Source organism: Pseudomonas sp. BIC9C, from assembly GCF_034541995.1.
Classification (GTDB): Bacteria; Pseudomonadota; Gammaproteobacteria; order Pseudomonadales; family Pseudomonadaceae; genus Aquipseudomonas; species Aquipseudomonas fluorescens_CC.
The window spans coordinates 433435-459622 of record NZ_JAWDGM010000001.1 but is presented as its reverse complement, the minus strand read 5'-3'; the positions used below and the strand labels follow the sequence as shown (position 1 = coordinate 459622).

Below are 26188 nucleotides of genomic sequence, written 5' to 3'. Positions count from 1 at the left end.
CTATGCAGTGGACTACCGCCTGCCCGGACTGGTGGCGGCGGCTTTCTGCGGGCGAGTCCATCATTCCGCCGCCGCTGTTTCCATTGGAGGCCGAGGAAAGCCTTGAGGTCTTCAAGGGCCTGAAGATTGTGGATGCACCCGGCAGCCCGACGATTGAGTCTGCATGTGCGCCTTGGGTTCTGGCGTTCGCCGGCGCTGTGTTCGGCAGCTACAACAGCGAGACCGGCGAGCGACTGATTCGGGAGTTCATGCTTTGCATTCCGAAGAAGAACAGTAAGTCGACCATTGCGGCGGCGATCATGCTGACCGCACTGGTGCGCAACTGGCGGCTATCGGCCGAGTTCATCATCCTGGCTCCTACCAAGGAGATTGCGGATAACGCCTTCGTCCCAGCCAAGGACATGGTCAACAACGACGACGAGCTGAAAACACTGCTGCACGTCCAGCCGCACCTGCGGCTCATTACTCACCGCGAGACGGGCGCCACTCTGAAGGTGGTGGCCGCAGATAGCGACGTGGTTGGTGGCAAGAAGGCCGTCGGCGTCCTGATCGATGAAACTTGGCTGTTCGGCAAGAACCCGAAAGCGGCGGACATGATCCGCGAAGCCACGGGCGGTCTGCTGTCCCGACCCGAAGGTTTCATCATCTGGCTGACAACCCAATCGAACGAACCGCCGGCCGGTGTCTTCAGATCGAAGTTGAACTATGCCCGCGGCGTGCGGGATGGCCGGATCGATGACAACCGGTTCCTGCCGATCATCTACGAATTCTCGCAGGAGATGATCAAAAGCGGCGACGCGCGGAAGCCTGAAAACTTCCACTTGGTAAACCCGAACATCAACTACTCCGTAGACCGGCCAACGCTGGAGCGCCTGTTCATGCAGGCGGAGATTGACGGCGAGGCCGAGATTCGCGGCTTCCTGGCCAAACACCTGAACATCGAGATCGGCCTGGCGCTGATGTCCGACAATTGGGTTGGTGCCGAATTTTGGGAGGCGCAGGCCAGGGCGGGCATGACGCTGGATGATTTGCTCGAGCAGTGTGAAGTCATCGAGGTGGGCGGTGATGGTGGTGGCCTCGATGACCTGCTCGGCCTGTCGGCGGTCGGTCGGGTTCGAGACTCGCGCACATGGCTGCACTGGGCGCACGCCTGGGCGCATCCCTCCGTGCTCGAACGGCGCAAGTCCGAAGCGCCTCGTCTGCTGGATCTACAAGCCACCGGCGACCTCACCATCGTGGACAAGATCGGTGACGACGTCGATCAGTTCGCCGCTATCGTTGCGCGGATCAATCAGGCAGGGCTTCTGGATAAGGTCGGGCTCGACCCGGCGGGTATCGGCGCGGTGCTCGACGCGCTGGCCGATGTCGGCATCGAAGAAGAGCAGATCGTAGGCATCTCGCAGGGCTGGAAACTCACCGGTGCGATCAAGACCACCGAGCGCCGTCTTGCCGATGGCTCGCTGCTCCACTGCGGGCAACCGCTGATGGCCTGGGCCTGCGGTAATGCCAAGGGCGTTCCTTCAGCCAACGCCTTCCTGATCACCAAGCAGGCCTCTGGCACCGCAAAAATTGACCCGCTCATGGCCACCTTCAACGCCGTGTCGCTAATGGCCCTCAACCCTGAGGCCCGCGGCGGCCTGGACGATTACCTCAATAACGGATTCTTCGGACTAGTAGGCTGACCATGGCATTTCGTTGGTACAACCCCAGCACCTGGCGGTTCTTCGGTTACACCGATCCGAACACGGGCGACTATGTCGAAGTGGAGATGGAGGTCGGCGGCAAGCGAACCAAAGCCGGCGTCACCATCACGACCAAGACCGCACTGTCGATCAGCATGGTCTGGTCCTGCGTGAAGATCCTGTCGGAATCTCTCAGCGGCTTACCGCTGAAACTGTACGACGACAAAACAACGGGCCGGGAGCAGGTCCCGGAAAACGATCGTGCGTTAAAGCTTCTGCGTAAACCCAATCCCTACATGACGATGCTGAACTTTCTGAAGTTCATCGTTGTGAACATGGCGATGAGGGGGAATGCGTTTGCGCTGATTGAGCGCAATGTCCACGGCACGCCGATCGGTTTGGTGCCCGTCTCCACGGACACGGTATCCATCGACACCGACGGTGAACTGATTTATTGGGTGGCGCCAAAGGATGGGGCGCCGTTCCCGGTATCCCCCGAGAACATGCTGCACTTCAAGCTGTTCAGTCTGGATGGCGTCACCGGGTTGTCGCCCATCGAATACCAGGCCGAAACCATGGGCCTTGCCAAGGCGGGTCAGGATTGGTCTTCCCGCTTCATGCGCAAGGGCGGTTTCACCGGCGGCTATGTGATTTACGAGCAGTTCCTGACCAAACAACAACAGGCGCAGGTCATGGAGAAGTTCCCGGACGTCCGGCAGGGCGATTCGGCGGACATCGGCAAGATGGCCATTCTGCAGGGCAATCCCAAGATTGTGCCGGCCGGCCTCAGTCAGAAAGACGCGCAGTTCATCGAGTCTCAACAGTTCCAGGAAGAGGCGATGGCCGGCATCTACGGCGTTCCGCTGTGGCTGGCCAATCGTGCCAACAAGACCTCGATCATGGGTTCGAACCTTGAGCAGCAGCTCACCGGGTTCATCACCTTCGGCCTCAAGCCCTACATCGATGCGGTCGAGGACGAGCTCAACGACAAGATGTTTCGTTCCTCCTCGCGATTCGTCGAGTTCGTGGTCGAGGGATTACTGCGCGCCGATAGCGCTGGCCGCGCCACTTATTTCCAGGCAGCCCTCGGTGGTTCCGGCGGATCTGGCTGGATGTCCGTCAACGACGTTCGAAAAAAAGAGAACCTGCCGCCCCTGTCCGGAGCGGAGTACGACCGGGTCACCCGGTGGGAGATGCAGACCAATGTTCAGCAAACTTGAAGTTCCCTTCGAGGTAAAGGCCGTCGACGACGCGGGAAACTTTGAGGGCTACGCGGCGGTGTTCAGCAACATCGATCTTGGCGATGACGTGATCCTTCCGGGTGCCTTCACCAAAGTGAAAACCACCCGCGCCGGTCGCTTGAAGCTGGCCCTGTTCCATGACCTGACCCGGCTGGTGGGGTCATCTGAATTCACCCAGGACGATCACGGCCTGTATCTGAAAGGCAAGATCAACCTCGCCGTCAGCTACGCGCGTGACGCTTACGAGCTGATGAAGGAGGGCACGCTCGACAGCATGTCGATCGGCTTCAACACCCTCGTCTCCAATCTCGAAGAGCGAGCCGGCCGAACGGTCCGGGTCATCAAACAGGCAGAGCTTTGGGAAGCGTCGATCGTGCCGTTCGGCATGAACCCGGAAGCGAAGATCACCGACGTGAAGTCGGACATTCGACTTTTTGAAGCCGCCCTACGCGAACGCATGGGGCTCTCACAAAAGGAGGCGGCAGCAGTCGCCTCGCTCGGCTACTCCGCAGTTCACCGTGATGGTGGTACCGCGGCCACGGCGATCGTGGATGAGCTGAAAGAAATATCCAACCTGTTCATAACTCAATTTGGAGTTCAGCCATGACCGCTGATGTTAAAGAAATTCGCGATGCCCTCGAAACCCAACTCAAAGAAGGTTTCGGCGGTCTGCAGAAAAAGTACGACCACGTCGCTGCGGAACTCGAAAAAGGTAATCAGGTCACCACAGACCTTAAATCCCAGATCGAAAACCAGAAGGGTGAACTGCAACGAGTCATCGATCAGGTGCAGGATCTGGAACAGAAGGGTGTTCGCTTGCGCTCGCCTGGTGGTGAGCAAAAAGGCTTCATCGACTTCGTGAAGGGCAACGACGATTACAAATCCCTGTTGGACAAGAAGCAGGACCGGGCAGAAATCGAGATTACCAAATCGGCTATGGCCACCATGTCCGAAGCCAAGGTGACCAGTGCTGGACTGGTGGCGCCTCAGTATGACCCGATCATCCAGGACAAGCCGCGGCAGAACCTGGTGATTCAGGACCTGATTCCATCGACGCCAGTCACCGGCACCAGCTTCACCTACTTCAAGGAGCTGCTGCATACCCTGGGTGCCGGCATGGTTGCCGAAGGCGAGGCAAAGCCATCCAGCGACGTGACCTTTGAAGAGGCCACCGACACAGTCAAGAAGATTGCGGTATGGATGCCGGTTACCGACGAGGCGCTGGACGACGTTCCGCAGCTCTACAGCTACATCCAGGAACTGCTGCGCTACGACCTGAAGTTGAAGAAGGAAGGTCAGCTGTTGAAGGGGGACGGTACCGGCAAGAACCTCAATGGCATCATGACCCAGGCCACCCTGTTCAATGCCGCGCTGAGCAAGGCTAACGACACTGCAATCGATACCGTTCGCCGTGCCTTGTACCAAGTCGGCAAGCAATCGAAGCGCTCGGCAGATGCGGTAGTCATGACCGATCTCGACTGGATGAACATCGAGTTGGAGAAGGACTCCCAGAACCGCTACTTGTTCGCCAACCTGCAGGGCCTGGTAACTCCGATCCTGTGGGGTCGTCCGGTCGTAGCCTCTGACAGCATGGATGAAGGGGATGGCACCACCACCGGTGGTGAGTTCCTGACCGGATCGTTTGCCCAGGGCGCGCGGATCTACGACCGAATGGCGTTCACCATCAAGGTGGGCATGATCAATGACGACTTCATCAAGAACAAGCGCGCCATCCTGGTAGAGGAGCGCCTAGGTCTGGCTGTGCGCCGTCCTTACGCGTTCGTGAAAGGTCGCTTCAAGCCTCAGGCTTGATCTCGTCATTCTTTTATCCAGGGGCCTATTGGTCCCTTTTTTGTGGAGAAGGCTATGAAAGTCAAAGTTCTGTGGGGCTTCGAGGGTGACCCTGACAAGGTCAAGATCAACAATGGCCGCATCGCTGCTGGCGAGACTTTGGATCTGGAAGACGAGGAGTATGCCTATCAACTGATCGGCAAAGGCCTGGCGGTCTTGGACGATGAGAATACGGCTCCGAAATCTGGCCGATCGGCGAAGCCAAACGAGACCAAGTAGATGATCGACCTTGCCCGCGTGAAGCTCCACCTGCGGGTGGATGGCGATGAAGAGGATTCGATCATCACGGGCTACATCGAGTCGGCCAAGTCTCACGTGGCTATGCATTGCGATCGGGTGCTGGTCGAGGCTGATCCGGAGGAGCCCGAGCAGATGGGGCTGACTCCGGATGTTGAGCAGGCCATTCTGCTGCTGGTCGGGCACTGGTACTCAAACCGCGAGGCCGTGGTGGTCGGGACGATTTCCTCGGCTGTTCCGCTCGCAGTCGAAAGGTTGCTCTGGTACAGGAAGCGTTTCTGATGAGAGCTGGCCCGATGAAACACCGCTGCGCACTTCAGGCGCAGGTGCGCGTCCCCAATGGTTCGGGCGGCTTCAATGTCACCTGGGCAGAGATCGGCAAACTTTGGGCAGAAATCACACTGCCAACCGGCCGCATTGCGCCGGTGGCTGAGCAGTTGACGGCCATTGTCACCGCCGAAATCCGTGTCCGACCGCGGCGGGATGTGGTTGCCGGCTGCCGCCTTGTGGAGGTAGTCGGCGGAATCACCAAAACTTACCTGATCGAGGCAGTACTGCTCGACAACGACAGCACGATGCTTCGCCTGCCGTGTTCAAACGTACCCAATCCATAGAGGTTAATCATGAAAGTCATTGCCTTGGGCATCCTTTCCGGCGCCACTGGTGATCGGGAGAAGGGTGAAGAATTCACGGTAGACGCCAAGCTTGGCGCCGACCTGATCCAGCGAGGTCTGGTGGAGCCCGTTGCTGAGGCAACACCTGCTTCCGACAAGCCCGGCAAGGCCAAGGAGTAGCCCATGGCCGCCCGTCGTTCGCGGATGTCTGGTGACTTCAAGCTGCGTCGGACCCTGCGCAACATCCACGCCACGATGGACAACGAGTTGGTTGGCGTTATGCAGGAGAGCGCTGACCGCATCCTGGCCACGATGCGGCAACTCATCCCCAAGGATACTGGTGCAGCGTCGGCCGCCCTGAAGGTGTTCGTTTCGAAGAGCGGCCTCAACGCCGAGATCGGCATTCGAGGCAAACGCGACTCACAGCGGTTTTTCTATCTCCGTTTTCTGGAGTACGGCACCAAGGGTTACAGCGGCACGCTGTATCGGCGGGCTGACCGAAACGCGGTCGGAGGGGAGCATACCAACAACCGCGATAAGTCGAAGCTGTCCGGGCGCCGTAATGCGTTGCGTGCGCGGGACACCAAGAACAAATCGGATGGCACCACCTTTTTTGGCAAATACCCGGATATTCCGGCCCGGCCGGCTCACCCTTGGCTTCGCCCTTCAAAGGATGTGAACCGGGAGTTTGTGCTGGCGAACATTCGGGCAGCGGTTGCCGATACGTTGCGCAAGGCGAGTGAGGGTTTGAGCAATGGCTGATCCATCTGTTGCATTGCAGGAAGCGCTGTTCGCACGGCTGGAGGCCGAGGTTTCGTGCCCGGTCTACGACGGTGCGCCCATGGATTCGCCAATGCCGTATGTCTCGTTTGATCGGGAGATATCCACCAATAGCTCGCCAATCGCCGGCAGGAAGCGCGAGCAGCGCCTGATCTATTTGTCTGTCTGGTCTGATGCTCATGGTCAAGCCGAAGTGAAGCGCATCATTGGCGAGATTGTTGCCGCCTTGGACGAGCGAAAACTGCCTTTGACGGTGGGCCGCGCTGTTTCCGTCAGGGTAGAGCAGGCCGATGCCCAGCGCGATGCTGACGGCGTCACGTACCAGGGATCGATCACGGTCCGCGTTATCACCACCCACTGAATCCAAACCCTGGCCGCCGAGCGGCTTTATCCAATGTGCCTTTGGAGGAACCCCCATGGCCGCAGACAACCTCAATACAGCCGCCGGCTGCCGAATTTCTATCGGCAGCAAGAACGGCGCTGACACCGAAGCGCTCTACAAAGCCGACACCTACGTCGAAATTGGCGAAGTTGAAGACCTTGGCGAGTTTGGCGACACCTTCAGTTCCGTGACCTTCACCTCGCTGCGTGATGGCCGGGTGCGCAAGTACAAGGGCACTGCTGATGCAGGCGACCTGACCCTGACCGTCGGCCTCGACAACGGCGACCTGGGCCAAGCCAAACTGAAAGTCGCTCACAAGGACCGCAGCAAGGGCGACTACAACATGAAGATCACATTGAATGACGGCGATCCGCTTGCCACTCCGGCACTGTTGCCGACTACGTTCTACCTGCGCGGCAAGGTGATGAACAACACCGTCGCCGCCGGCGCCGCTGACAACGTGGTTCGCCGCAACGTCACGATCGGCATCAACTCCGACATCCTCGAAATCCTCCCGGCTGCCGCCGCCTAACCTGCGGGGCTTCGGCCCCGATTCTTAAGGATCCGTCACATGAGCAAGACCCTGCTCGGTACCGTCGACATTACACTCGATGGTGAGACTTACACCCTCAAGCCCACCCTCGGCGCAGTGCGGGCGATTGAAGCCCACTTTGGTGGCTTGCGTGGCGCATCTCAGGCAATCAACGCCCTGAGCGTTGATGGTTGCGCTGTGATCATCGCCAGCGGTGCAGGCCTGACCGGGAAAGCCTCCGAGGCAATCCCTGAGCAGGTTTGGCAAGAAGGTGTACTGGAAGTGTCCGTTAAGCTCAATGCGTACCTGGTCGCGCTTTACAATCCCAAGGGCACTGACCCGGGAAAGCAGCAGCCGGCGAAGGCGTAAGTGCTGTCGAAGACGGCAGTTACGTTGACCGGCTTTACGCGGTGGCCACTGGGTGGCTTGGTTGGTCGCCTGAGGTGGCTTGGAGTACTCCACTCCCAGAGTTGTTTCTGGCAGTGGATGCCCGGGTTGAATGGGCGCAGATGACCAATCCATTTGGTGGCAAATCAGCTGGGCAGAAGGAAAAGCCGAAACCGTCCACAGTCGCCGCCAAATTGCGCCAGGCGCTGACGGGGCGGCGGGGCAGTTGATTGGGGGGATACCATTTTTTTGATACGCTACCGGTTTGAACGGAGTCAAAACCGATGCAATTCCTCATAGTCTTACTTCTTCTGGTCATAGCCGTTGCATTGGCTCCGGGGTTTTTTCTGGGGCTCGTTGCGTTGGTGTTGTCTCTGGGAAATGTAATTCTGTTTTCTTTGGCGTCAGTGTTGATAATTCTGGCGGTGATTTTTGTTTGGGAACGTAGAGCCTCCGACCCAGTTAGGCAGCAGGCCAAAGAAGAGCGGCGGATCAGAAAGATTACCGATGCCGCCAATCGAGCGAACTCAAGGAAAAACTAGTTTTCATTCGCCATCCACTAAAACCCGCTACGGCGGGTTTTTTGTTGCCAGGAGAAATGCATGGCAGATACAGACGTTCAGGGAATGCTGGTCCGCATTGAGGCGACCACCGCACAGCTGCGCCAGGAAATGGCCCGCGCAGACTCCAGTGTTGCCCAGGCGTCTGGCAAGATCGATAAGAGTCTGGCGCGTGTCGATGAGGCTTTTGACCGTGCTGGCGAGAGCGCTGAAAGCGCTGCTGGGCTGATCAAGAGTGCTCTTGCTGCAGCCATTGGTGCCGCGTCTATCAGCAAGATAATCGAGACGGCAGACTCCTACGGTCAAATGTCCGACCGAATTGGTATGGCCACCAGTAGTGTTAGCGAATATGACCTGGTGCAACAGCGCCTGCTGGAAACCGCCAAGCGCACCTATCGTCCGCTGAGTGAAGCGCAAGAGCTTTACATCCGGACGGCTGACAGCTTGAAATCGATGGGCTACGACACCGGCCAGGCGCTGGATGTGATGGACAGCTTCAGCTTCTTGCTGGTGACCAACTCAGCTTCGGCCGATAAGGCCAGTGCCGCCATCGACGCCTATTCAAAGGCGCTGCAAACCGGGAAGGTCGAAGCTGATGGTTGGCAGTCGATTCTCGCGGCCATGCCAACAGTAGTCGACACCATCGCCAAATCAACCGGTAGGACGGCTGAAGAGATTCGTAGCCTCGGAGCTCAGGGCAAGCTCAGCCTGGACGTCCTGACGGAAGGCTTGCAAAAATCTGCTGAGGCCAATGGGGTCTTGGCGGACAGCATGAGTGTGGCCGTCCGCGATGCGGTTCAAAATCTGTCAAACGCCTTCACCGTGTACGTTGGTCGGCTCAACGAAAGCACGGATGGCACCGGTGCTCTTGCCGGAGTTATCAGTGGCATTGCAGATAACTTCGAAACTCTTGCGGAAATTGCGGGTGTCGCCGCCGCCGGTGCTCTGGCCGTTTTTGCGCGCGGGTTAGCAACGTCAACTGCCGCATCAGTTCTCTCTACCAAAGCTGCGATTGAGGACTCCCTGGCACGTCGCGCACAAGCAGCGTCTGCTTTGCTCGCCGCTCAAGCCGATCAGAAAAAAGCTCAAACTGCCGTTTTTTTAGCAGAGAAAGAATCGATAGCAGCGAAGGGGACGGCTGTACAGACTCAAATGTCCCTCCAGCTTGCGGAAGCGAGGATGGCCGAAGCTCGAGCAACCAACGCAGTGGCGGTTGCTCAATCGGCTGTAGTAGGTCCTACGAGGACAGTCCTTGGGTTGTTGGGCGGGCCCGCTGGTGTCGCATTGTTAGCAATTGGCGCCGCGACTGCGTTTCTCACTCTGCGCGACAACACGAGTGTTCTCGAGCAGAAATTGGGTGATCTGAGTGACCCGCTCGACAAACTGACCGAGCGTTTCAATAAGCTCAATCGGGCTACACAGTCCGTCACCTTGCGCGAGTTGCGTGCCTCAATCGCAGATACAGAAAAGGACCTTGCTACAGCAGCCGGTTCGATCGCTTTCGAGTTTCAGGCTAGTTTAACTAACGCCGGTCTTGCCGGTGCTTCTGGTTTTATGGGCGGCATGGCTCCGCTACCAGCCGAGTTCCAATCGGCTATGGACATTGTCAACAAGGCCGTTGCCAACTCTGCAAAAGGACAGGCGGTAGATTGGAAGGTCGTGGCAGACCAGGTCAGACAGATTCCAGGTGTCACGGAGGAAATGGCACAGTCGATTGAGACCGGGCAAATCAAGGTTTCCGACCTTACCGTTATCCTTGATAAGCAGCGGCAGACGCTGGCGGAGCTGACCGGTGAGACGGACGCCAATACCGCGTCTCGCGGCAAGAACAACGCCGCAATCGCTGCTGCGGATCAGGTCGGTCAGACATACCTCGAGCAACTGCAAAAGCAGCTGGGTGCCGCCCAGGACAAAACAGCCCTCGAAGCGGCAAACAGGTTTATCTCCGAGAACACCGACCTGACGGAAGGCATGATCGTTGCCATCCGTTCGGCGGCAGCCGCCAAGGATGCACAGAAGGCCGCTGATGATGCAGCCGCCAAGGCGTCAAAAAAGAACGCCAGCGAAGCTGAGTCGGCGGCGAAGAAGCAGCTCAAGGATTTCGAATCGACCGAAGAGAGTTACAAGCGCCAGATCGAGCTGATCAACACTACCGGTGATAAGCAGAAGGATGCCACCGAGGTTCAGAAACTGTCGTTCGAACTCCAAGAAGGGAAGCTTGGAAAGCTCAGTGAGGCGCAAAAGAAGCGGCTGATGGGCATGGCCGCTGAGCTGGATGCGCTGAATAAGCTGAAGAAGGCGAACGAGGACGATCTGAAGCTTACGGCGTTCAAGAACGCCCAGGCGCTGACCACCCAAACCACGAAGGATGGCTTCGACCAAGAGCTTGCCGGTGTTGGGATGGGCGACAAGACCCGCGACCGGATGCGCGCTGATCTGGTGATGCGTCAGAAGTACGCCGCTGATGTGGCCAATCTCGAGGAGCAGCACAACACCGGCCAGCTTGAAGACTCGCTATACGCCAAGGAAACGGCAGTTCTCAAAAGTGAGTACGACAAGCGGCTACAACACCAGCAGGACTTTTACGCTGCAACGGATGAGCAGCAAGCCAACTGGATGAATGGTGTCAATGAGGCGTGGGCCAATTACGCCGATGCAGCGCGTGACTACTCGGCACAGGCTGCCGACGTCACCAACACCGCGCTGAACGAGGCGACCGGTGGGCTGGGCACGTTCTTCTCGGATGTGGCCAGCGGCGCGGAAGATGCGAGTGATGCCCTGGGCGACATGATCGGTAACTTTGCCAAGTCGATGTTGAAGGCATTGGGCGACATGGCCGCGCAGTGGCTGATCTATCAGGGTGTGCAGATGCTGGTCGGGAAATCCACCCAGGCAACGGCGGCAGGGACGCTCGGCGCCAATGCGGCGGCGATGTCTTTGCAGGCCGGACTGAACGCCTATGCCTCCACCGCGGCGATTCCGATCATTGGTCCAGCGGCCGCGCCTGCTGCAATGGCTACGGCGTTGAGCGTCACGGGCCCACTTGCTTCGGCGGTAGGCATGACGGCCATGTCTGGTGTTGGCTTTATGGAGGGTGGCTACACCGGTAATGGGCGACGTGACGAAGTTGCCGGTCCGGTCCACCGCGGCGAGTACGTGTTCAACTCGGAGGCTACAGCCCGGATTGGCGTTGGAACCCTAGAGGCAATGGCCAACGGCAAGGCTGCGATGATCAGGCCGTCTGGCAGTACCGGTGGTGATTCTTCCTCCGGCGGTCCGGCTCCCATCGTTTTCAACGCCCCGGTGACCGTGCAGGCACAGCCAGGCATGAGCGAGCAACAAGCGCAAATGCAGGGCGAATCAATCAGTGCTGGCCTCGAATCGCGGTTCGGTCAGTTTCTCGATCGGGAAATGCGCCAAGGTGGAAGACTCTGGAGGCGTAACTGATGGCCGAAGTATTCATTTTCGACGTTCAGCTTGGGGCTGATGGGGATGTCTCGCAATCAACCTGGGAGAACGAATTCGGTGATGGCTATGTCCAGGCTGGAGGGATTGGCATCAACACCAAGCGCCAGGTCTGGAATCTCACGCACACCGGCTCATTGGAGGCGGGGGATGAGTTGCCACTGGTGCAGGCGTTCCTTGATCGCCACGAGGGTTACAAATCCTTCCTCTGGACACCACCTGGTGACGTGCAAGGTCGGTACCGCTGTACTGGGTATAAGTCGCGGCCACAAGGTGGCACGCTCTATACGCTGACCTTCGTCTTCAAGCAGGTCTACACCCCCTGATCCATCACTCAATCGAGCCCCGCCAAGTGCGGGGCTTTCTGTTTCTGGAGGCTCATGAACTACAGCACTGACATCCAGAAGCTCGAGCCGGGCAACCAGATTCGGCTTTTCGAGCTCGATGCCACTCGCCTTGGTGCAAACCTCTGGCGCTTCCATGGGCACGCCCAGGAGGCCGACATCATCTGGCAGGGGCAGGTGTATTCACCGCTCCAAATCACGGCAAAGGGCTTCGATATTCGGGGGGATGGCCGTCCGGCATCGCCGACGTTACAGGTGGCCAACGAGTTAGGTGGCGTTCCCGGAGCGATCACCGCGCTGTGTTTGCAGTTCCGTGATTTGGCCGGCGCTAAGGTGCGGGTTATCGAAACGTTTCGGCACTTTCTGGACGCGGCGAACTTCCCCGAGGGGAATCCTACTGCCAGTGATCAGAGCAAGATCAACCTCTGGTACATCGAGCAGAAGACCGAAGAAAGTCGCGCCTCGGTGGTGTTTTCTCTGTCGAGCCCCACGGACATGGAAGGCCAGCAGCTGCCTTCGCAACAGATCACCAAGCTCTGCCGATGGGCTTGTCGCGGCGGGTACCGGGGCGAGGCCTGCGCGTACACCGGCAGCGTCATGTTCGACAAAAAGAATCAGCCCACCGACAACCCTGCGCTCGATCGCTGCGGCGGCTGGTGGAGCAGCTGCAAGCTGCGCGGCAACACTCGCCGGTTCGGCGGGTCAATGGGCGCGAGCCTGATCGCAAGCTCGAGGTAATCCATGCGCATCAACAAACAATTGCAGGACACGATTCGCGCTCACGCGGCTCAGGCCTATCCGGCTGAAGCCTGCGGGCTGCTGATTAACACCGCTGATGGCCGTGAATATGTGCCGTGTGCCAACGTGGCGAAAACTGACCGGGAAAACTTCCAGATTTGCGAGCGGGATCAGGCTGCTGCCGAGGATCGCGGCGAGGTGCTGGCGATCATTCACAGCCACCCGGACAAGTCTCCGACTCCAAGCATGGCCGACCGGGTCAGTTGCGAGCTGCATGAGCTGCCGTGGGGCATTGTCGGGTGGCCGGGTGGCGAGATTGAATGGTTCAAGCCGTCGGGTTTCCAGGCGCCATTATTGGGCCGGGACTTCTCGCACGGCCTATTGGATTGCTGGGCCGCTTGCCGGGACTGGTATGCCCGTGAAGCTGGGCTGCATTTGCCGAACTTTGAGCGACATGACCTGTGGTGGGAAGACGAATCAGGTCCGAGCCTGTACGAAGACAACTTCAAAGCCACCGGTTTCTATCAGGTGGAGACGGCGCGGCGTGGCGACATGCTGGTGTTGCAGATCCCGACCCCGGGCCGAAACTGCTTTCATCCCAACCATGCGGCGATTTACTTGGGCGATGAGCCCGCTTTGGTCAGCGAGCCGGCGGCCACCCTGGGCGGCGCCGGCCCATTCATTTATCACCACATGCCCGGACGTCTTGCCAGTCGTGAAGTCTACGGCTGGTCGCAGGCCAACCGGGTGAAGTTGATTCTTCGGCACAAGGACTACCGACCATGATGCGCACCATAAAGTTGGGTGGTGTGCTGGGTAAACGCTTCGGTCGCCAGTATGTGCTGGATATCCACGGTGTACGCGATGCGATGAGCGCGCTGTGCAACATGAAGCCAGGCTTCGAGCAGTTTCTGCGTCAAGCGGAGGAGCGGGGGCTTGTCTTCGCTGTGTTCGTCGATGATCGAAACCTCGCCGAAGCTGAGCTCGACCTGAAGGATTCCAGCGGTGGCGATATCCGCATCATGCCGATCATTCAGGGCAGCAAGCAGGCGGGCATGTTTCAAACCCTGCTCGGTGTGGCGCTAATCGTGGGTGGGATGTTCACCGGTGGCACGACCTCAACGTTGGGCACGGCCTTGCTCGCCGGCGGTGCCGCTATGGGGCTGGGTGGCGTAGTGCAAATGCTGTCTCCCACCACGAAGTCCAACACCAGCGACAAAAACGAAGACGGCAACAACCCGAGCTACGGCTTCGGCGGAGCAGTCACGACCATTGCCCAGGGCAACCCGTACCCGCTGCTTTACGGCGAGCGGGAGATCGGCGGGGCGATTGAGTCCGGCGGGATCTACACCCAAGACAACATTTAATCACCCGCTTCGGCGGGTTTTTGCATTCTGGAGAGGCCAATGAGCGCAGCAAAGAAGGCGCCGCGAACTGCACCGCGCAAACGCCGCGCTGTTGCCGGCAGCAAGGGCGGCCAGGCCAAGCAGAAGCAGCCGAGCATCGCATCCAACAGCGTTCCGTCTATTGCAACGGCCCGGATTGTTTACCTCTGGAGCTGGGGGCCGATCGTTGGGCTGGTGAATGGTCTTCGTTCGCTCAAGCTCGACGGTACGCCGGTGCAGGCTGAGGACGGAACGCTCAACTTCCCAGGCGTGAAGTGGCAGTTCCGTTCTGGAGAGCTGAACCAGTCGCGCCTCGAAGGGATTTCGGAAGCGAGCAATGAAATTTCCGTGAATCAGCCGTTGGTCAGCACCACGCCGTGGCTGCACTCCATTAACAATTCCCTGATCGACGCCGTCCGCATTCGCCTCGCGTGGCCGCAACTGCAAAGCCAGGATGCCAGCGGCAACATTAACGGCGTCCGGATCGAGTATTCCGTTGAGATTTCGACCGACGCCGGTCCGTACGTTCAAGTCCTCAGTTCTTTCGTCGACCGCAAGAACGTCACGAAGTACGAACGTTCTCACCGGATTGAACTCCCCGCCGGCAGTCGTTGGACAATCCGTGTTCGGCGTCTGACACCTGAGGCGAACAGCTCGCTGATTCAAGACGGGATGCTGGTCGAGGCCATTGCTGAGGTGGTCGACAGCGATCAGGAATACCCGTTGACCGCAGTAGGCTGCCTTGAGTACGACGCCCAGCAGTTCGGTGGAGACATCGCCAAGGTCGCGGCACTGATGCGCGGGCGCATCGTGCGGGTGCCTGCCAACTACGACGCTGCGACCAGGACTTACCGCACCAGTGGCGCTGGTACAAGCGGAGGCGTTTGGGACGGAACCTTTCAGGAGGCCTACACCAACAACCCGGCCTGGGTGTTTTACGACCTGGTGTTGCATCCGTACTACGGTCTTGGCGAGCGCATCGACGCGACCATGGTTGATCGGTGGTCGCTGTACCGCATCGGGCAGTATTGCGACCAGATGGTACCGGACGGCAAGGGCGGTCAAGAGCCGCGATTCACCTGCAACCTGTACTTTCAGAAGCAAGCCGAGGCCTACGCGGTATTGCAGGATCTGGCCTCGATTTTCCACGGCATGGCCTACTGGGATGGAAGCCAGATTGTCGTCAACGCCGATATGCCCGGCGATCCGGTTTACACCTACAGCCCATCGCAGATCCTCAATAACGGTGAGATCAAGTACGAGGGCACCCGGGCGCGCGACCGGCACACCCTGGCGATGGTCGCTTGGGATAATCCGGATCAAGGGTTCGAGACTGATAAGGAGCCAGTGTTCGATGACGCCGCTATGGCCGATCTGGGCATGGTGCGTGAGCTCGCCGTCGACGCCATCGGCTGCACGTCGCTGGGCCAAGGGCAGCGTGCTGGGCAATGGGCGCTGTTGACCGAGCAGTTGCAAACACGTGGCGCTACCATACGCGTGGGGCTTGATGGGCAAATTCCCAAGCCGGGCCAGGTCATTGCCATCGCCGATCCGGCGCTGGCTGGCCGTGCGAATGGTGGGCGTATATCTGCGGTTGCGGGCCGAGTAATCACCTTGGATCGCGATACTCCGGTGCCAGCCGGTGCAAGGCTCTTCGTCAACTTGCCCAGCGGCAAGTCAGAAGCCCGCGTGGTGAAGTCGGCTGTGGGTCGAGCTCTGACCGTAATGGCGGATTACAGCGAGGTACCACAGGCCGAATGTGGATGGGCGATCGACTACGACGACCTGAAGCTGATGCAGTTCTATGTCCGCAACGTGACGCGTCCTGAGTGGCACCAGTTTCAGTTCGAGATGATTCAGCACGAGCCAAGTAAGTTCGACGCGATCGATTTCGGCGCGGTCGTTGATACGCGGCCAATTAGCGGTATTCCGGTCGGCACACAGGCTGCACCGGCTCGCGTGCTGCTCAGTCAGCATGTCGTCGTTGAGCAGGGTATTGCCGTCACGAACATGACCATCGCTTGGGATGCTGCACCAGGCGCAGTCGGGTATGACGTCGAATGGCGCTGGGGCGCCCGAGAGTGGGTCAAGGTTCCACGCACCGGTGAGCTAGCTGTGGATGTACGGGGTATCTACTCCGGCCAGTATCTGGCCCGGGTTCGTGCAGTCAGTGCATTGAATGTTGCTTCTATTCCTACAACCTCGGTACTCACCGACCTGCTGGGTAAAACCGGGTTGCCGCCGGCGGTGTCGTTCCTGACCACCACCAGCGAGCTGTTCGGGATCGGTATCAAGTGGGGATTCCCGATCGGTGCCAAGGACACCCAGCGCACCGAGCTCTGGTACGGCCAAACCAACAACCTCGGTTCAGCGACCAAGCTGGCCGACTTGGCCTACCCGCAGGCTGACTACCGGATGCAGAGCCTGCTGGCCGGCGCGCGGTTCTTCTTCTGGGCGCGCCTGGTTGACCGGACCGGCAACATCGGCCCGTTCTTTCCAGTGGCAAACGGCGTGATGGGGCAGGCCAGCTCTGAAGCCGGCCCGATCCTGGACATGATCTCCGGCCAGATCACCGAGTCCGAACTTGGCCAGCATCTGCTCGATGAGATCGACAAGATCTCTGGCGACGGACCGGAGTCTGTCAATGGTCGAATTGATGCGGCCAAGGATGCGCTTGACGACCGGATCGACCAAATCACAGACGCACTGGAATACGTGCCGACGAAAAGCTACCTGAAAGACGACAACGTGCGCGGCGGTCAGCGCCTGTACACCGCCATTAAGGCCGTGCCAGCCAATGCCGGCGGGGCCAATGCGCCGCCTAATCCGACCTACTGGCAAGACATCGGCGGCATCGTGTCGACGGTCAACGCCCAGGCGGTGCAGATCAGCCAAAACACAACCGACATCACCACGGTAGACGGCAAGGTCACGGCTGCGTCGACTTCCCTGCAATCACTGCAGGCGTCGTATCGGGATGATGATGGGGAAGGGGATTTAGCCGGGGGCCTGAATGCGTGGGATAGCGCCGCGAGGGCTGCGGTGGAAGTGCGAACCAGCGCCACGGAAAGGGAAGCAACGGCCATCCGCCTGACCACACTCGATGCGCAGGTCGCAAACAACCAAGCCGGAATTCGCACCCTGGAGACGGTGCAGGTCATCGACCGCTCTGCAACAGCGAGCCGCTTGGAGTTGTTGAGCGCATCGGTCGGTGGCAATACCGCGGACATCGGTGCTGAATCCGAGGCCCGCGTTGGAGCTGATGATGCGCTGGGGAGAAGGATCGATACGATTGTTTTAGGGGTCGGGGACAACACCGCGAAGATCCAGGACGTGCAGGACGCTCAGGTCGATACCAACGTGGCGGTGGCTACGCTGCGGACAACCGTCGAGGCCGTCTACACGACCGGGCGGGACGATGATGCGGAAGGCGAACTGGCTGGAGCGTTGCAGGCGTGGGGATCTACGGCGAAGTTTGCCGAGGAAACCCGCGTCAGGGCGGACGGTGATACAGCCCAGGCGCGACGCTCGGAACAGCTGGAAGTGTCCATCGGCACCACAAACGCAGCGGTGCAGACGGTCAGTCAGGCGGTGGTAGCGCTCGACGGCAAGGCCAGCACGATGTGGTCGGTCAAAATGCAGCTGAACAGCCAAGGTCAGTACGTGGCGGCGGGCATTGGCTTGGGCATTGAGAACGGCCCGGCGGGATTGCAAAGCAAGTTCCTGGTGAGCGCGGATCTGTTTGCCGTGGTTAACGGGATCAACGGCACATTGTCTTCTCCGTTTGCTGTCACTGGCGGGCAGGTGTTCATGCGATCGGCATTCATTGAGGACGGCTCCATCAGTAACGCCAAGATTGGTAACTACATTCAGTCCAACAACTATGTGTTCAACACAAGTGGTTGGATCATCAACAAGGATGGTGGTTTTGAAATGAACGGCACCTATGGCGGGGGGAGGATGCAGCTTACAAGTAACGCCTTGAAGTTTTATCACCCTAATGGGGTGCTAGGCATTGACTTGAGCCTATAGCGATGACGGGAATTACAATCAAAAACGCGGCCGGCCAGGTAATGGTCGACATGACTATGTTTATCAGTCAAACGCAAGGGTTTGTTGATACAGGGGGCGTGAATGGAGGAATAACCATTCCCGCCCCTCCGACGGGTAAAACTCAGTACTACATTATTGTGCCGCTTGTTACGACGGGCGTGACCGGGAAACTGCCCGGTGTAACGCTTTCGGGTAGCACGTTGTCATGGGCGTATTCTTACGCCACTAACGGGTGGGGGTTCTTTTCAGCTAACGCCAGAATTTATTATGGGTACTATTAATGCCGCAATTAATAGTTAAGAAGCCTGACGGTAGCTTGTTGTTTGATACAAGCAAAATCACCTATGGCTTGGTCAAGAGTGGGTACCTTGCTTACAGTTCGTCTTGGACGCGCAGAACCCTCAAGTCAGCCCAGTTAGACCCCACGGATGGAGCCAACTGGACAGCTTCATCATCAGTCAATTCTCCAGCGAATTTTGATCAGGTGTGGAGCTTCACCGTAACCAATGCTAAATCGCCTATCGTGTTTTTGGTCGGGTCTGGTTGTCTGAATGGCACTACAACGTCAGGAACCAGCATTACCTATCATTTCTCCAATGCAAGTGCGAGCACCAAGTTCTACTGCTTCGATTTGATGGCTGACAATATTGCGGGATCACCGTATTTGAAGACGTATGATTCAAATGGTGTTCTCACGTTCAACTCACTACAGCCACCACTGAACATTGCCGGTACGTACCAGCCACCGCCACCAACAGCGCCATCTGGTACTTATGGGGTTCAAACGGCCTACACGGATGGAGTCTTCGTCGGCCGTCAAGATGATGACAACGTTAACAACAGTAAACAGGACTGTCGTTTTGATGTTGCATTGACAGCGGGTGTTGAGTACGCAGTACATCTGCCATGGTCAAGGGCGGCATCAACTGTTGATAACCAAGGGCCGACACCCATTGCATACGCTGTTATTGAAGGCGCATATGGGCGAGTTGGCGGTATTAGTTTCATGTTCGGTGCGTCAGCCGGCACAACTTTAACAACAGGTGTGGCCCCAAGGCCGGTGGGTTGGTACAGCGTGCCGACTGACCGTTACCCAGTTGCTCTTTACATCAAAACTGCAGATCTACCATTCCCCTTCGGATAAGGAATAACCATGCCCTGGTACAGATCAGGAACAGTCGCTGTCACTAGCGGCGGCACCACCGTGACCGGCACCGGTACGGCCTTCGCCGCCAACGCTCGTGTGGGCGATGCTTTTCTAGGCCCGGATGGGCGCTGGTACGAAGTCTCGAACATTGCCAGCGCTACGGTGCTGTCGATTCTCCCCGCGTATCAGGGGGCTAACGCCTCAGCTGGGGCGTATGCCCTGGCACCGATTCAGGGGTACGTCAAAGAGACTGCCGACCGCGTGCGGCAATTGGTCGACCAATGGGGCGCGACGTTGGCCGGGCTCGGCGCGGTCTCTACTGAAAACGTGGTGCCGGTGGCAAAAGGCGGAACGGGTGGCAACACTGCGGCTTTGGCCCGTGCCGGCTTGGGGTTGGGCGCCGCAGCTATCGCGGCCATTCTCGGAATCGTCTCGCAAGGCGGCGGTGTACCGACCGGCGCCATTTTTGAAAAGGTGGTGAACGCGAACGGTGAGGCCACGAAGTTTGCAGACGGCCGGTTGATTTGCACTGGGCCAATTGCTGACTTCGCTGTGGCCGCCGGAGCCGTCGCAACGGTTTCGCCGGCGGGCGTGTTCCCGGTGCTGTTTGCTGACACCGCGTACACCTTTCAGGCCTTTGGCAGCCCTAACACGAGCAATGATGTTTATGGCTACACCCGAACCAACTCAAAGGCGAACTGGTCGGCCACCGCGCTCTTCCGCAACGGTGCGGTCGCGCAAACAATTGTCAGTGGATCGTATTTAGCAATCGGGAGGTGGTTCTGATGATCATCAAGCTTTCACCGCAGGGCGGCCGGGCGCCGCTTTCAGTTCAAAAATCCGGCGATGTGCTGATCATCAACGGGGAGTCGTTCGACTTTCGGCAGCTGCCGGAGGGGGCGGTGCTACCTTGGTCGGCCGTTCAGTGCCAGCACCTGGTGGGCGATGTGACTCGCCGTAATGGTGATCTCATTATCGCCCTGGGGATTCCTTGCGACGCGGCTTCCAGTATCGCGGTCCGCTTCCCCAGCGACATCATCAACCCACCCGATGGCGAAGTGAGGCTTCCAGAATGAACATCGACTTCAGTCAAATGGTCACCGCCGAGCAGCAGTTGGAAGAACGCAAGAATGCCGAGCTTGAGGCTGCGCTCAATGCGCGTCGGACCGCCTACCTTGCCGAGTCAGATCCATTGCGCTTGGAGGCTGACTACGACGCGCTCTCCCAGGGCCTGGAGCCTGATTACACCGCGTGGCTTGCCTCAGTGGCCGCCATCAAAGCTCGGTACCCGTTGCCGGTGAGTGCCGAAGCGTCCGAGATCAACGAAGCCTAAGTGCCTCGCGCACACCAAGGCCCGCCAAGTGCGGGATTTTTTTTGCCCGGAGAAAAGTGATGCCCGTATCCGAGAAAGACCGCGACATGCTCGCCCGCACGCTGTGGGGCGAGGCTCGCGGCGAATCCCTTGCCGGCCAAATTGCCGTGGCCTGGACCATCCGCAACCGGGTGAACGACGGCAAGGACAAGTCGTGGTGGGGGGAGGGCTATTCCGGCGTGTGCCAGAAGCCCTACCAGTTCAGCTGCTGGAACAGGAACGACCCGAACTTCGCTTACCTGAGTGGCGCGAGAAAAATCCCGTTCCGTGAGCTCGCGCAGGCGCGGATTGCCGCTGACAAGGTGGTCGATGGAAAGGTGCCGGACCCCACCGGCGGCGCCACCCATTACTACGCGACCACCATGCCCAAGCCACCGGCCTGGGTGAAAGGTGCCAAGCAGACGCTTGTGCTCGGGCACCACGTGTTCTTCAGGGATGTGCCATGAACCCGGCCTCGCTGAAGCTGGCGCTGGCAGGTGCTTTGCTGCTGGTGCTGGCCACCGCCGGTGGCGTGTGGAAGGTTCAGGACTGGCGTTACGGCAAGCAACTGGCCGAGCAGGCCGGGCTGCATCAGGACGATCTCACCGCTATCAGCAACGCGGCTGCTGCCCGGGTTCGCGCCGATCAGGATAAGCGCCTGGCGCTCGAGCAGCGACTGTCGGCCAGCGACCAAACACATCATGAGGTTTTGACCAATGCACAAAGAGATCAGGCTCGCCTGCGCGATCGCCTTGCCACTGCTGATCTACGGCTGTCAGTCCTCCTCGATGCCACGGATTCAGCCGGTGGCTGTTCAGTGCCTGCCACCACCGGCGCCGGCGGCGTGGTTCATGGAGAAACGCGTGCCCGACTTGACCCAGCGCATGCTCAACGAATTATCGGGATCACCAACGGAGGCGACCAAGGACTGATCGCGTTGGCGGCCTGTCAGGCCTATGTGCGGGAAATTCAGTGAGCTCTTAAAGAGCTCACTACTGGTGTATCAGGGGGCTGGACGAGGGGTAACCTTAACGGCGCTACTTAGTTTTTGGGCTTCAAAAATCTTTGCGTAGCCCGATTGAAGGCAGTCGTATTGGTACATTGTTCTCAGCAGCCAAAGCTTCTGCCAAAGAGCATCATCCATTGCATGCTGTGTAACGTTCAGCTTAAGCAGGCCGGCTTCCCGCATATCGATGACGGATCCATGGGAGTGGTAGTGCCCCCTTGTCGCCATTTTCGCTATGGTTTCATTAATTTCTTCTGGCCCAAGATGCGACATCATCCCTCGTGACAGCAGTTCGCGTGCAAGCTTCTCGGTTTGGCCACGAGTTGTTAACGCGAGCTGATACTCGATGGGGTTGAACGAGCCTGCTGGCGCGTTGAGAATAAAATCTACCGGGACCCCGTTGTAAAACGGATCAATTGGGCCCAGCTCAGATTCCACTCCCATCATGATTGTCGAGCCGCACATAGCGATGACGGTGCCGTTACTTTTTGCTCGTCTGGGAACGATAACCCGAAGGTCTGGAGCTGCCTGCTGTAGCAGTGAGCAGATTTTTTCCGTCGGATCGGTCCAGCCACCATTGGTTTCAAGTAGCAAGTCGATTGGTCTTCCGAGGGATCCTCGCAATAGCTCGGCAAAAAGCACGTCGTCGCCCATATCAATTTGTGCGCCTGATTGCTCGCACTCAGTGAAATAGACAATTAAATCGCGGCCGGTATCTTCCTGAATGTCAGCGATTAGCTGTTGACGAAGATACCGATCTTTATGCGTGACCCAGAAAAGCGGCGACTGCGGAGGGAGAGTCTTAGATCTAGGGAAGCAGTCCGGCATGGCGTCGAACATCCTGTTCATCTTGGGTGGTCTGATTTTCACCGAGGGCGAAAATGGTCTTTCCGGCATTCATCCGCTCACTAGCTCGACGGATTGCCTCGTATGGGTCACGGCTGGCTGGCGAGGTAACCTCGTCTTTTACAAGGGCCTGATCTGTTCGGGTGCCGAATAAATTTCGTGCCTGAACCATGGCGCTTGATTCACTGAAAAATAGGCTGGTCATGAGCTGCTCCTTTTTTGAAGATCAGCGGTGCACGTAACGAATGCAAGTTATCCACAGGATACGCACATTGCTTACACAAAGTGGCTCGGGATTATCTCCACGTCAAGGTCGCTGTCAAACTATTAATTTGTAAACCGAAGAATGCATATGCAATTGCTTGGTTAAGCCACTGTGTGATTCGACGAATGGTCGTATTGCTGATTGAAGCCATAAGCCCAACGCAGCTTGTGTGAGTGGTGACGCTGCGGCTGTTGGATGAGATTCGGAGAGCAGTAGGTTTTGGTGTGAGGAGGGGGCAGGACGCCGAAGGAGGGAATGAAGCTTGTACCAATTTTTGTACCACTGACCGTGTAAAGCAGGTTAAAACCGGGTATTCCAAAGTAAGGAAGTGCCCGGTTTCATTGGCCATGAGTACTTTGCCTTACCCCTTTAGAATCGCGGTGTAATTCTGTTCCAGGGACATGAAACTACCTGTGGGATTTTACGCAAAGGGCAAGGGTACGGTGGCGGACACGACGCTGCAAGCGTGACGCATCAGCTTTACTCGTCGCGACCTTCCATCATGGTGCGTTTGAGCATGACGTAAACCGCTCCGGCACCGCCGTGTTTCGCCTGGCAGGAGGTAAAGCCGAGCACCTGTGGATGCTGGCGCAGCCAGGTGTTGACGTGGCTCTTGATCATCGGCCGCTTGCCGTCCAGGCGTACTGCCTTGCCATGGGTGACGCGCACGCAGCGGATTTCGAATCGGGTTGCCTCGGCCAGGAACGCCCAGAGGGTTTCCCGGGCCTTTTCCACGCTCATGCCGTGCAGGTCGAGGCTGCCTTCGAACGGAATCTGTCCGGTCTTGAGCTTGCGCATCTGGCTTTCCTGCACGCCGTCACGTGCCCACATCAGCTCGTCTTCAGGGCCGACGTCGATGACGAACTGATCGGACAGCCCGTCGACGGTGGTGGATTCGGTGCGCACGCTGGCCGCCAGACGCAGCTTGGCGATCTGCGCGCGGTCAGCCTTGGGTTTGCCGGTTTCGGCGCGATCGTGCTTGATCGGCTTGACGCCTTGGATCGCGCTTTTGAACAGGGAAAAATCGTCGTCTTGCATGTCAGCCTCCGCGAAGGGCGGCCAGTTTACCCAACTCGAAGCGAATCGGGCGCGACAAAAACGCGCGGCGGTGGGCCTGGAGCTTGAGCTCAGTCGTGTTTTTTCATCAGGTGCGGGGACATGGCCAGTTCCCGCGACTGCCGCGAGCGACGACGGCAACGGCGCCACAGCCAGACCCCGAGGTACAGCACGAACAGGCCGATGACCAGGATCACGGCGGCCCCGGTGCGGCTTGTGTTCAATTCACCCAGGGCGGGTGCGTGGCCGAGCAGGCTGGCGGTACCGGCCATGGCGAGCAACACGCCGCACATCGCCAGCAATGCCGCGAATGTCGCGCCGATTCGAAAACGCCAGTTTCTTTGGCCTTTGGGCCGCAAGCGGCGAGCGTCAAAACCATCGGATAACTTCATTCCGACCTTCCTCAATGGGTATCGGCCCTTCGACCGGGAGTTGACCGGGATGTTCCTGAGGCTAAGACAATTATGGCAAATGAGAGGTTTTTGCGGATGAGCGGCGTATCGGGCCGCTCATTGAGCGTCGATCAGATCAGTTCACGGGTCAGTGCGAGGGTGGCGAAGTTGTCCCCCATGATCGCCATTTCCGTCTGATGAACGTGCGCGGCGCTCAGGACTCCGCCCTTGTAGGGCAAATCGCGTGTGGCGCAGGCATCTTCAATAAGTGTGCATCGGAAACCCAGGTTCTTCGCTGCACGCACAGTGGTGCTGACGCTCGAGTGACTCATGAAGCCGCAGACGATCAGGTCGAGGGCGCCGAGGTCTTCCAGGCGTTTGGCCAGTTCGGTACCGTGGAACGCGCTCGGCAGCAATTTGCCGATGATGGTTTCGTCGCTCTGTGGCTCCAGGCCTGCTATGAATTCACCACCGACGCCTTGCGGGTTGAACATTCCACCGAGCGTTCCGAGGTGGCGGACATGCACGATCGGCCGGCCAGCGGCACGGGCTGCGGCGAGTAACTGCTTGATGTTCGCGACGGCCTCATCCATGCCGCTGAGGGCCAGTGGCCCGCTCAAATACTCTTTCTGGGCATCGATGATGATGAGGGTCGCTTGACTCAGTTTGGCTGCCGGATAACCGCGGCCGCTGAGTTGAAACATCGTTTTTGGAACGGACATTCTGGGGCTCCTTGGAGTGGGGCTTTTGCGACATTGTCCTCTGGCTGAGCGGTTCTGTGAATCGCTACGATCGTAGGTGCCGTCGTTGCTGGCCTGTAGCCTTGTCAATAGTCGAGTTTTGTTCAATGGCCTGGCGAAAAAACGGATAACTCCTACATTTGAATCGATCGTTTTCCCGCGTCGTCGTGGCGCCGTTTGACTGGTAGAATCGCCCGTCGATTTTTCTGGAGTTTGCCGTCGTGATCACTTCCCGCCTTCGCACCCTGCGTGACCATATCCGTTGGGCTGTCAGCCGCTTCCATGGGGAGGATCTGTTTTTCGGCCATGGCACCGACAACGCCTGGGACGAAGCCCGTCAACTGGTGTTGGGCGCATTGCACTTGCCGTGGGAAATTGCCGACAGTTACCTCGACTGCAATCTGGAAGACGACGAACGGGTCCACCTGCAAAATTTGCTCAAGCGCCGAATCGAAGAGCGGGTGCCGACGGCGTATCTGCTGGGCGAAGCCTGGTTCTGTGGCATGTCGTTCATCGTCGATGAGCGCGTGCTGATCCCGCGTTCACCCATTGGTGAGCTGATCGAAAATCGTTTTACTCCGTGGCTGGCTGCCGAGCCTGCGCGGATTCTCGACCTGTGCACCGGTTCCGGTTGCATCGGCATCGCCTGCGCTTACGAGTTCCAGCATGCCGAGGTGGTGTTGGCGGACCTGTCGTTCGAAGCGCTGGAAGTGGCTAACCAGAACATTGAGCGCCACGGTGTCGATGAGCGCGTGTACACGGTGCAGGGCGACGGTTTCGGGGGCTTGCCGGGGCAACGTTTCGATTTGATCGTGTCGAACCCGCCCTACGTCGATGCGGAAGACTTCGCCGACATACCGGACGAATACCAGCACGAACCGGAACTGGGCCTGGCCTGCGGTGACGACGGTTTGAACCTGGTGCGGCGCATGCTCGCCGAAGCGGCGGATCACCTGACCGAGAAGGGCCTGCTGATTGTCGAAGTGGGCAACAGCCAGGTGCACGTAGAGGCGTTGTACCCGGAAGTCGACTTTGCCTGGCTGGAGTTCGAGCGTGGCGGCCATGGTGTGTTCATGCTGAGCGCGCAGCAGTGCCGGGAGCACCAGGCGTTGTTCGCTTCTCGCGTCTGACCTC

Annotated in this window: 31 protein-coding genes; 26 read left to right on the top strand and 5 right to left on the bottom strand. The window is 58.6% G+C overall.

Annotated elements, in window-relative coordinates; translation table 11 throughout:
- Positions 1–2 precede the first annotated feature (2 nt).
- From RS887_RS02185 to rz1, 25 genes are all read left to right on the top strand, one after another.
- Entirely contained in the window at positions 3–1682 is a 1680-nt protein-coding gene (locus RS887_RS02185; RefSeq protein WP_322614218.1) for a terminase large subunit, read from the top strand.
- A 2-nt stretch (positions 1683–1684) separates the two neighbouring features.
- A complete protein-coding gene (locus RS887_RS02180; protein ID WP_322614217.1) occupies positions 1685–2902 on the top strand; it encodes a phage portal protein in 1218 nt (405 codons plus the stop codon).
- Positions 2886–3530, top strand: coding sequence for an HK97 family phage prohead protease (locus RS887_RS02175; RefSeq protein ID WP_322614216.1), 645 nt, complete (start codon positions 2886–2888; stop codon positions 3528–3530). The genes RS887_RS02180 and RS887_RS02175 overlap by 17 nt, the downstream gene beginning before the upstream one ends.
- Positions 3527–4735, top strand: a complete 1209-nt coding sequence (locus RS887_RS02170; RefSeq protein ID WP_322614215.1) for a phage major capsid protein — start codon at positions 3527–3529, stop codon at positions 4733–4735. Before RS887_RS02175 ends, RS887_RS02170 begins: the two co-directional genes overlap by 4 nt.
- 54 nt (positions 4736–4789) lie before the next feature.
- The gene (locus RS887_RS02165; protein ID WP_322614214.1) at positions 4790–4993 is read left to right on the top strand and encodes a hypothetical protein; all 204 of its coding nucleotides are present in this window, start codon (positions 4790–4792) and stop codon (positions 4991–4993) included.
- Entirely contained in the window at positions 4994–5293 is a 300-nt protein-coding gene (locus RS887_RS02160; protein ID WP_322614213.1) for a head-tail connector protein, read from the top strand.
- Positions 5293–5625: a head-tail adaptor protein gene (locus tag RS887_RS02155; protein WP_322614212.1), complete on the top strand. Its 333-nt coding sequence runs from the start codon at positions 5293–5295 to the stop codon at positions 5623–5625. The genes RS887_RS02160 and RS887_RS02155 overlap by 1 nt, the downstream gene beginning before the upstream one ends.
- Before the next feature lie 9 nt (positions 5626–5634).
- Positions 5635–5805 carry a hypothetical protein gene (locus RS887_RS02150; RefSeq protein ID WP_322614211.1) on the top strand — a complete coding sequence of 57 codons (171 nt, stop codon included), beginning with the start codon at positions 5635–5637 and terminating at the stop codon, positions 5803–5805.
- Positions 5806–5808: 3 nt separating this feature from the next.
- Positions 5809–6387: an HK97 gp10 family phage protein gene (locus tag RS887_RS02145; protein WP_322614210.1), complete on the top strand. Its 579-nt coding sequence runs from the start codon at positions 5809–5811 to the stop codon at positions 6385–6387.
- On the top strand, positions 6380–6766 hold the full coding sequence (locus RS887_RS02140) for a DUF3168 domain-containing protein (RefSeq protein WP_322614209.1): 387 nt from the start codon (positions 6380–6382) through the stop codon (positions 6764–6766). Before RS887_RS02145 ends, RS887_RS02140 begins: the two co-directional genes overlap by 8 nt.
- A 55-nt stretch (positions 6767–6821) precedes the next feature.
- Positions 6822–7319 carry a hypothetical protein gene (locus tag RS887_RS02135; RefSeq protein ID WP_322614208.1) on the top strand — a complete coding sequence of 166 codons (498 nt, stop codon included), beginning with the start codon at positions 6822–6824 and terminating at the stop codon, positions 7317–7319.
- A 39-nt stretch (positions 7320–7358) separates the two neighbouring features.
- Complete coding sequence (locus RS887_RS02130) at positions 7359–7688, top strand: hypothetical protein (RefSeq protein ID WP_322614207.1); 330 nt, start codon at positions 7359–7361, stop codon at positions 7686–7688.
- Positions 7689–7990: 302 nt separating this feature from the next.
- The gene (locus RS887_RS02125; protein WP_322614206.1) at positions 7991–8248 is read left to right on the top strand and encodes a hypothetical protein; all 258 of its coding nucleotides are present in this window, start codon (positions 7991–7993) and stop codon (positions 8246–8248) included.
- 60 nt (positions 8249–8308) lie between these two features.
- On the top strand, positions 8309–11713 hold the full coding sequence (locus RS887_RS02120; protein ID WP_322614205.1) for a tape measure protein: 3405 nt from the start codon (positions 8309–8311) through the stop codon (positions 11711–11713).
- Positions 11713–12057: a phage tail protein gene (locus RS887_RS02115; protein WP_322614204.1), complete on the top strand. Its 345-nt coding sequence runs from the start codon at positions 11713–11715 to the stop codon at positions 12055–12057. The genes RS887_RS02120 and RS887_RS02115 overlap by 1 nt, the downstream gene beginning before the upstream one ends.
- 54 nt (positions 12058–12111) lie before the next feature.
- Positions 12112–12813 carry a phage minor tail protein L gene (locus tag RS887_RS02110; protein WP_322614203.1) on the top strand — a complete coding sequence of 234 codons (702 nt, stop codon included), beginning with the start codon at positions 12112–12114 and terminating at the stop codon, positions 12811–12813.
- A gap of 3 nt (positions 12814–12816) precedes the next feature.
- Positions 12817–13599, top strand: coding sequence for a C40 family peptidase (locus RS887_RS02105; RefSeq protein WP_322614202.1), 783 nt, complete (start codon positions 12817–12819; stop codon positions 13597–13599).
- Entirely contained in the window at positions 13596–14180 is a 585-nt protein-coding gene (locus tag RS887_RS02100; RefSeq protein ID WP_322614201.1) for a tail assembly protein, read from the top strand. The genes RS887_RS02105 and RS887_RS02100 overlap by 4 nt, the downstream gene beginning before the upstream one ends.
- A gap of 39 nt (positions 14181–14219) precedes the next feature.
- Positions 14220–18230, top strand: coding sequence for a phage tail protein (locus RS887_RS02095; RefSeq protein WP_322614200.1), 4011 nt, complete (start codon positions 14220–14222; stop codon positions 18228–18230).
- A gap of 301 nt (positions 18231–18531) precedes the next feature.
- Positions 18532–19395 (top strand): hypothetical protein, encoded by an 864-nt coding sequence (locus RS887_RS02090; RefSeq protein ID WP_322614199.1) that lies wholly within the window; start codon positions 18532–18534, stop codon positions 19393–19395.
- Between the two features lie 9 nt (positions 19396–19404).
- Positions 19405–20184 (top strand): phage tail protein, encoded by a 780-nt coding sequence (locus RS887_RS02085; protein ID WP_322614198.1) that lies wholly within the window; start codon positions 19405–19407, stop codon positions 20182–20184.
- Positions 20184–20474, top strand: coding sequence for a hypothetical protein (locus RS887_RS02080; RefSeq protein ID WP_322614197.1), 291 nt, complete (start codon positions 20184–20186; stop codon positions 20472–20474). Before RS887_RS02085 ends, RS887_RS02080 begins: the two co-directional genes overlap by 1 nt.
- Positions 20471–20731 (top strand): hypothetical protein, encoded by a 261-nt coding sequence (locus tag RS887_RS02075; RefSeq protein ID WP_322614196.1) that lies wholly within the window; start codon positions 20471–20473, stop codon positions 20729–20731. Before RS887_RS02080 ends, RS887_RS02075 begins: the two co-directional genes overlap by 4 nt.
- A gap of 59 nt (positions 20732–20790) precedes the next feature.
- Entirely contained in the window at positions 20791–21216 is a 426-nt protein-coding gene (locus RS887_RS02070; RefSeq protein ID WP_322614195.1) for a cell wall hydrolase, read from the top strand.
- A gap of 249 nt (positions 21217–21465) precedes the next feature.
- Positions 21466–21681 (top strand): lysis system o-spanin lipoprotein Rz1, encoded by a 216-nt coding sequence (rz1, locus tag RS887_RS30465; protein ID WP_416339931.1) that lies wholly within the window; start codon positions 21466–21468, stop codon positions 21679–21681.
- 71 nt (positions 21682–21752) lie between these two features.
- On the opposite strand, the gene RS887_RS02060 is transcribed toward rz1, so the two are convergent.
- The 5 genes from RS887_RS02060 to RS887_RS02040 all read right to left on the bottom strand — a co-directional run bounded on the left by RS887_RS02060 (position 21753) and on the right by RS887_RS02040 (position 25036).
- Entirely contained in the window at positions 21753–22595 is an 843-nt protein-coding gene (locus RS887_RS02060; RefSeq protein WP_322614193.1) for an SDH family Clp fold serine proteinase, read from the bottom strand.
- Entirely contained in the window at positions 22564–22806 is a 243-nt protein-coding gene (locus RS887_RS02055) for a hypothetical protein (RefSeq protein ID WP_322614192.1), read from the bottom strand. Before RS887_RS02055 ends, RS887_RS02060 begins: the two co-directional genes overlap by 32 nt.
- A 540-nt stretch (positions 22807–23346) precedes the next feature.
- Positions 23347–23904: a Smr/MutS family protein gene (locus tag RS887_RS02050; RefSeq protein ID WP_111282658.1), complete on the bottom strand. Its 558-nt coding sequence runs from the start codon at positions 23902–23904 to the stop codon at positions 23347–23349.
- 89 nt (positions 23905–23993) lie between these two features.
- Positions 23994–24314 carry a hypothetical protein gene (locus RS887_RS02045; RefSeq protein ID WP_085716878.1) on the bottom strand — a complete coding sequence of 107 codons (321 nt, stop codon included), beginning with the start codon at positions 24312–24314 and terminating at the stop codon, positions 23994–23996.
- Positions 24315–24445: 131 nt separating this feature from the next.
- Positions 24446–25036, bottom strand: coding sequence for a cysteine hydrolase family protein (locus RS887_RS02040; RefSeq protein ID WP_322614191.1), 591 nt, complete (start codon positions 25034–25036; stop codon positions 24446–24448).
- 239 nt (positions 25037–25275) lie between these two features.
- Between RS887_RS02040 and prmB the strand changes: the two genes are divergently transcribed.
- Positions 25276–26184 (top strand): 50S ribosomal protein L3 N(5)-glutamine methyltransferase, encoded by a 909-nt coding sequence (gene prmB, locus RS887_RS02035; protein WP_322614190.1) that lies wholly within the window; start codon positions 25276–25278, stop codon positions 26182–26184.
- Positions 26185–26188 lie beyond the last annotated feature (4 nt).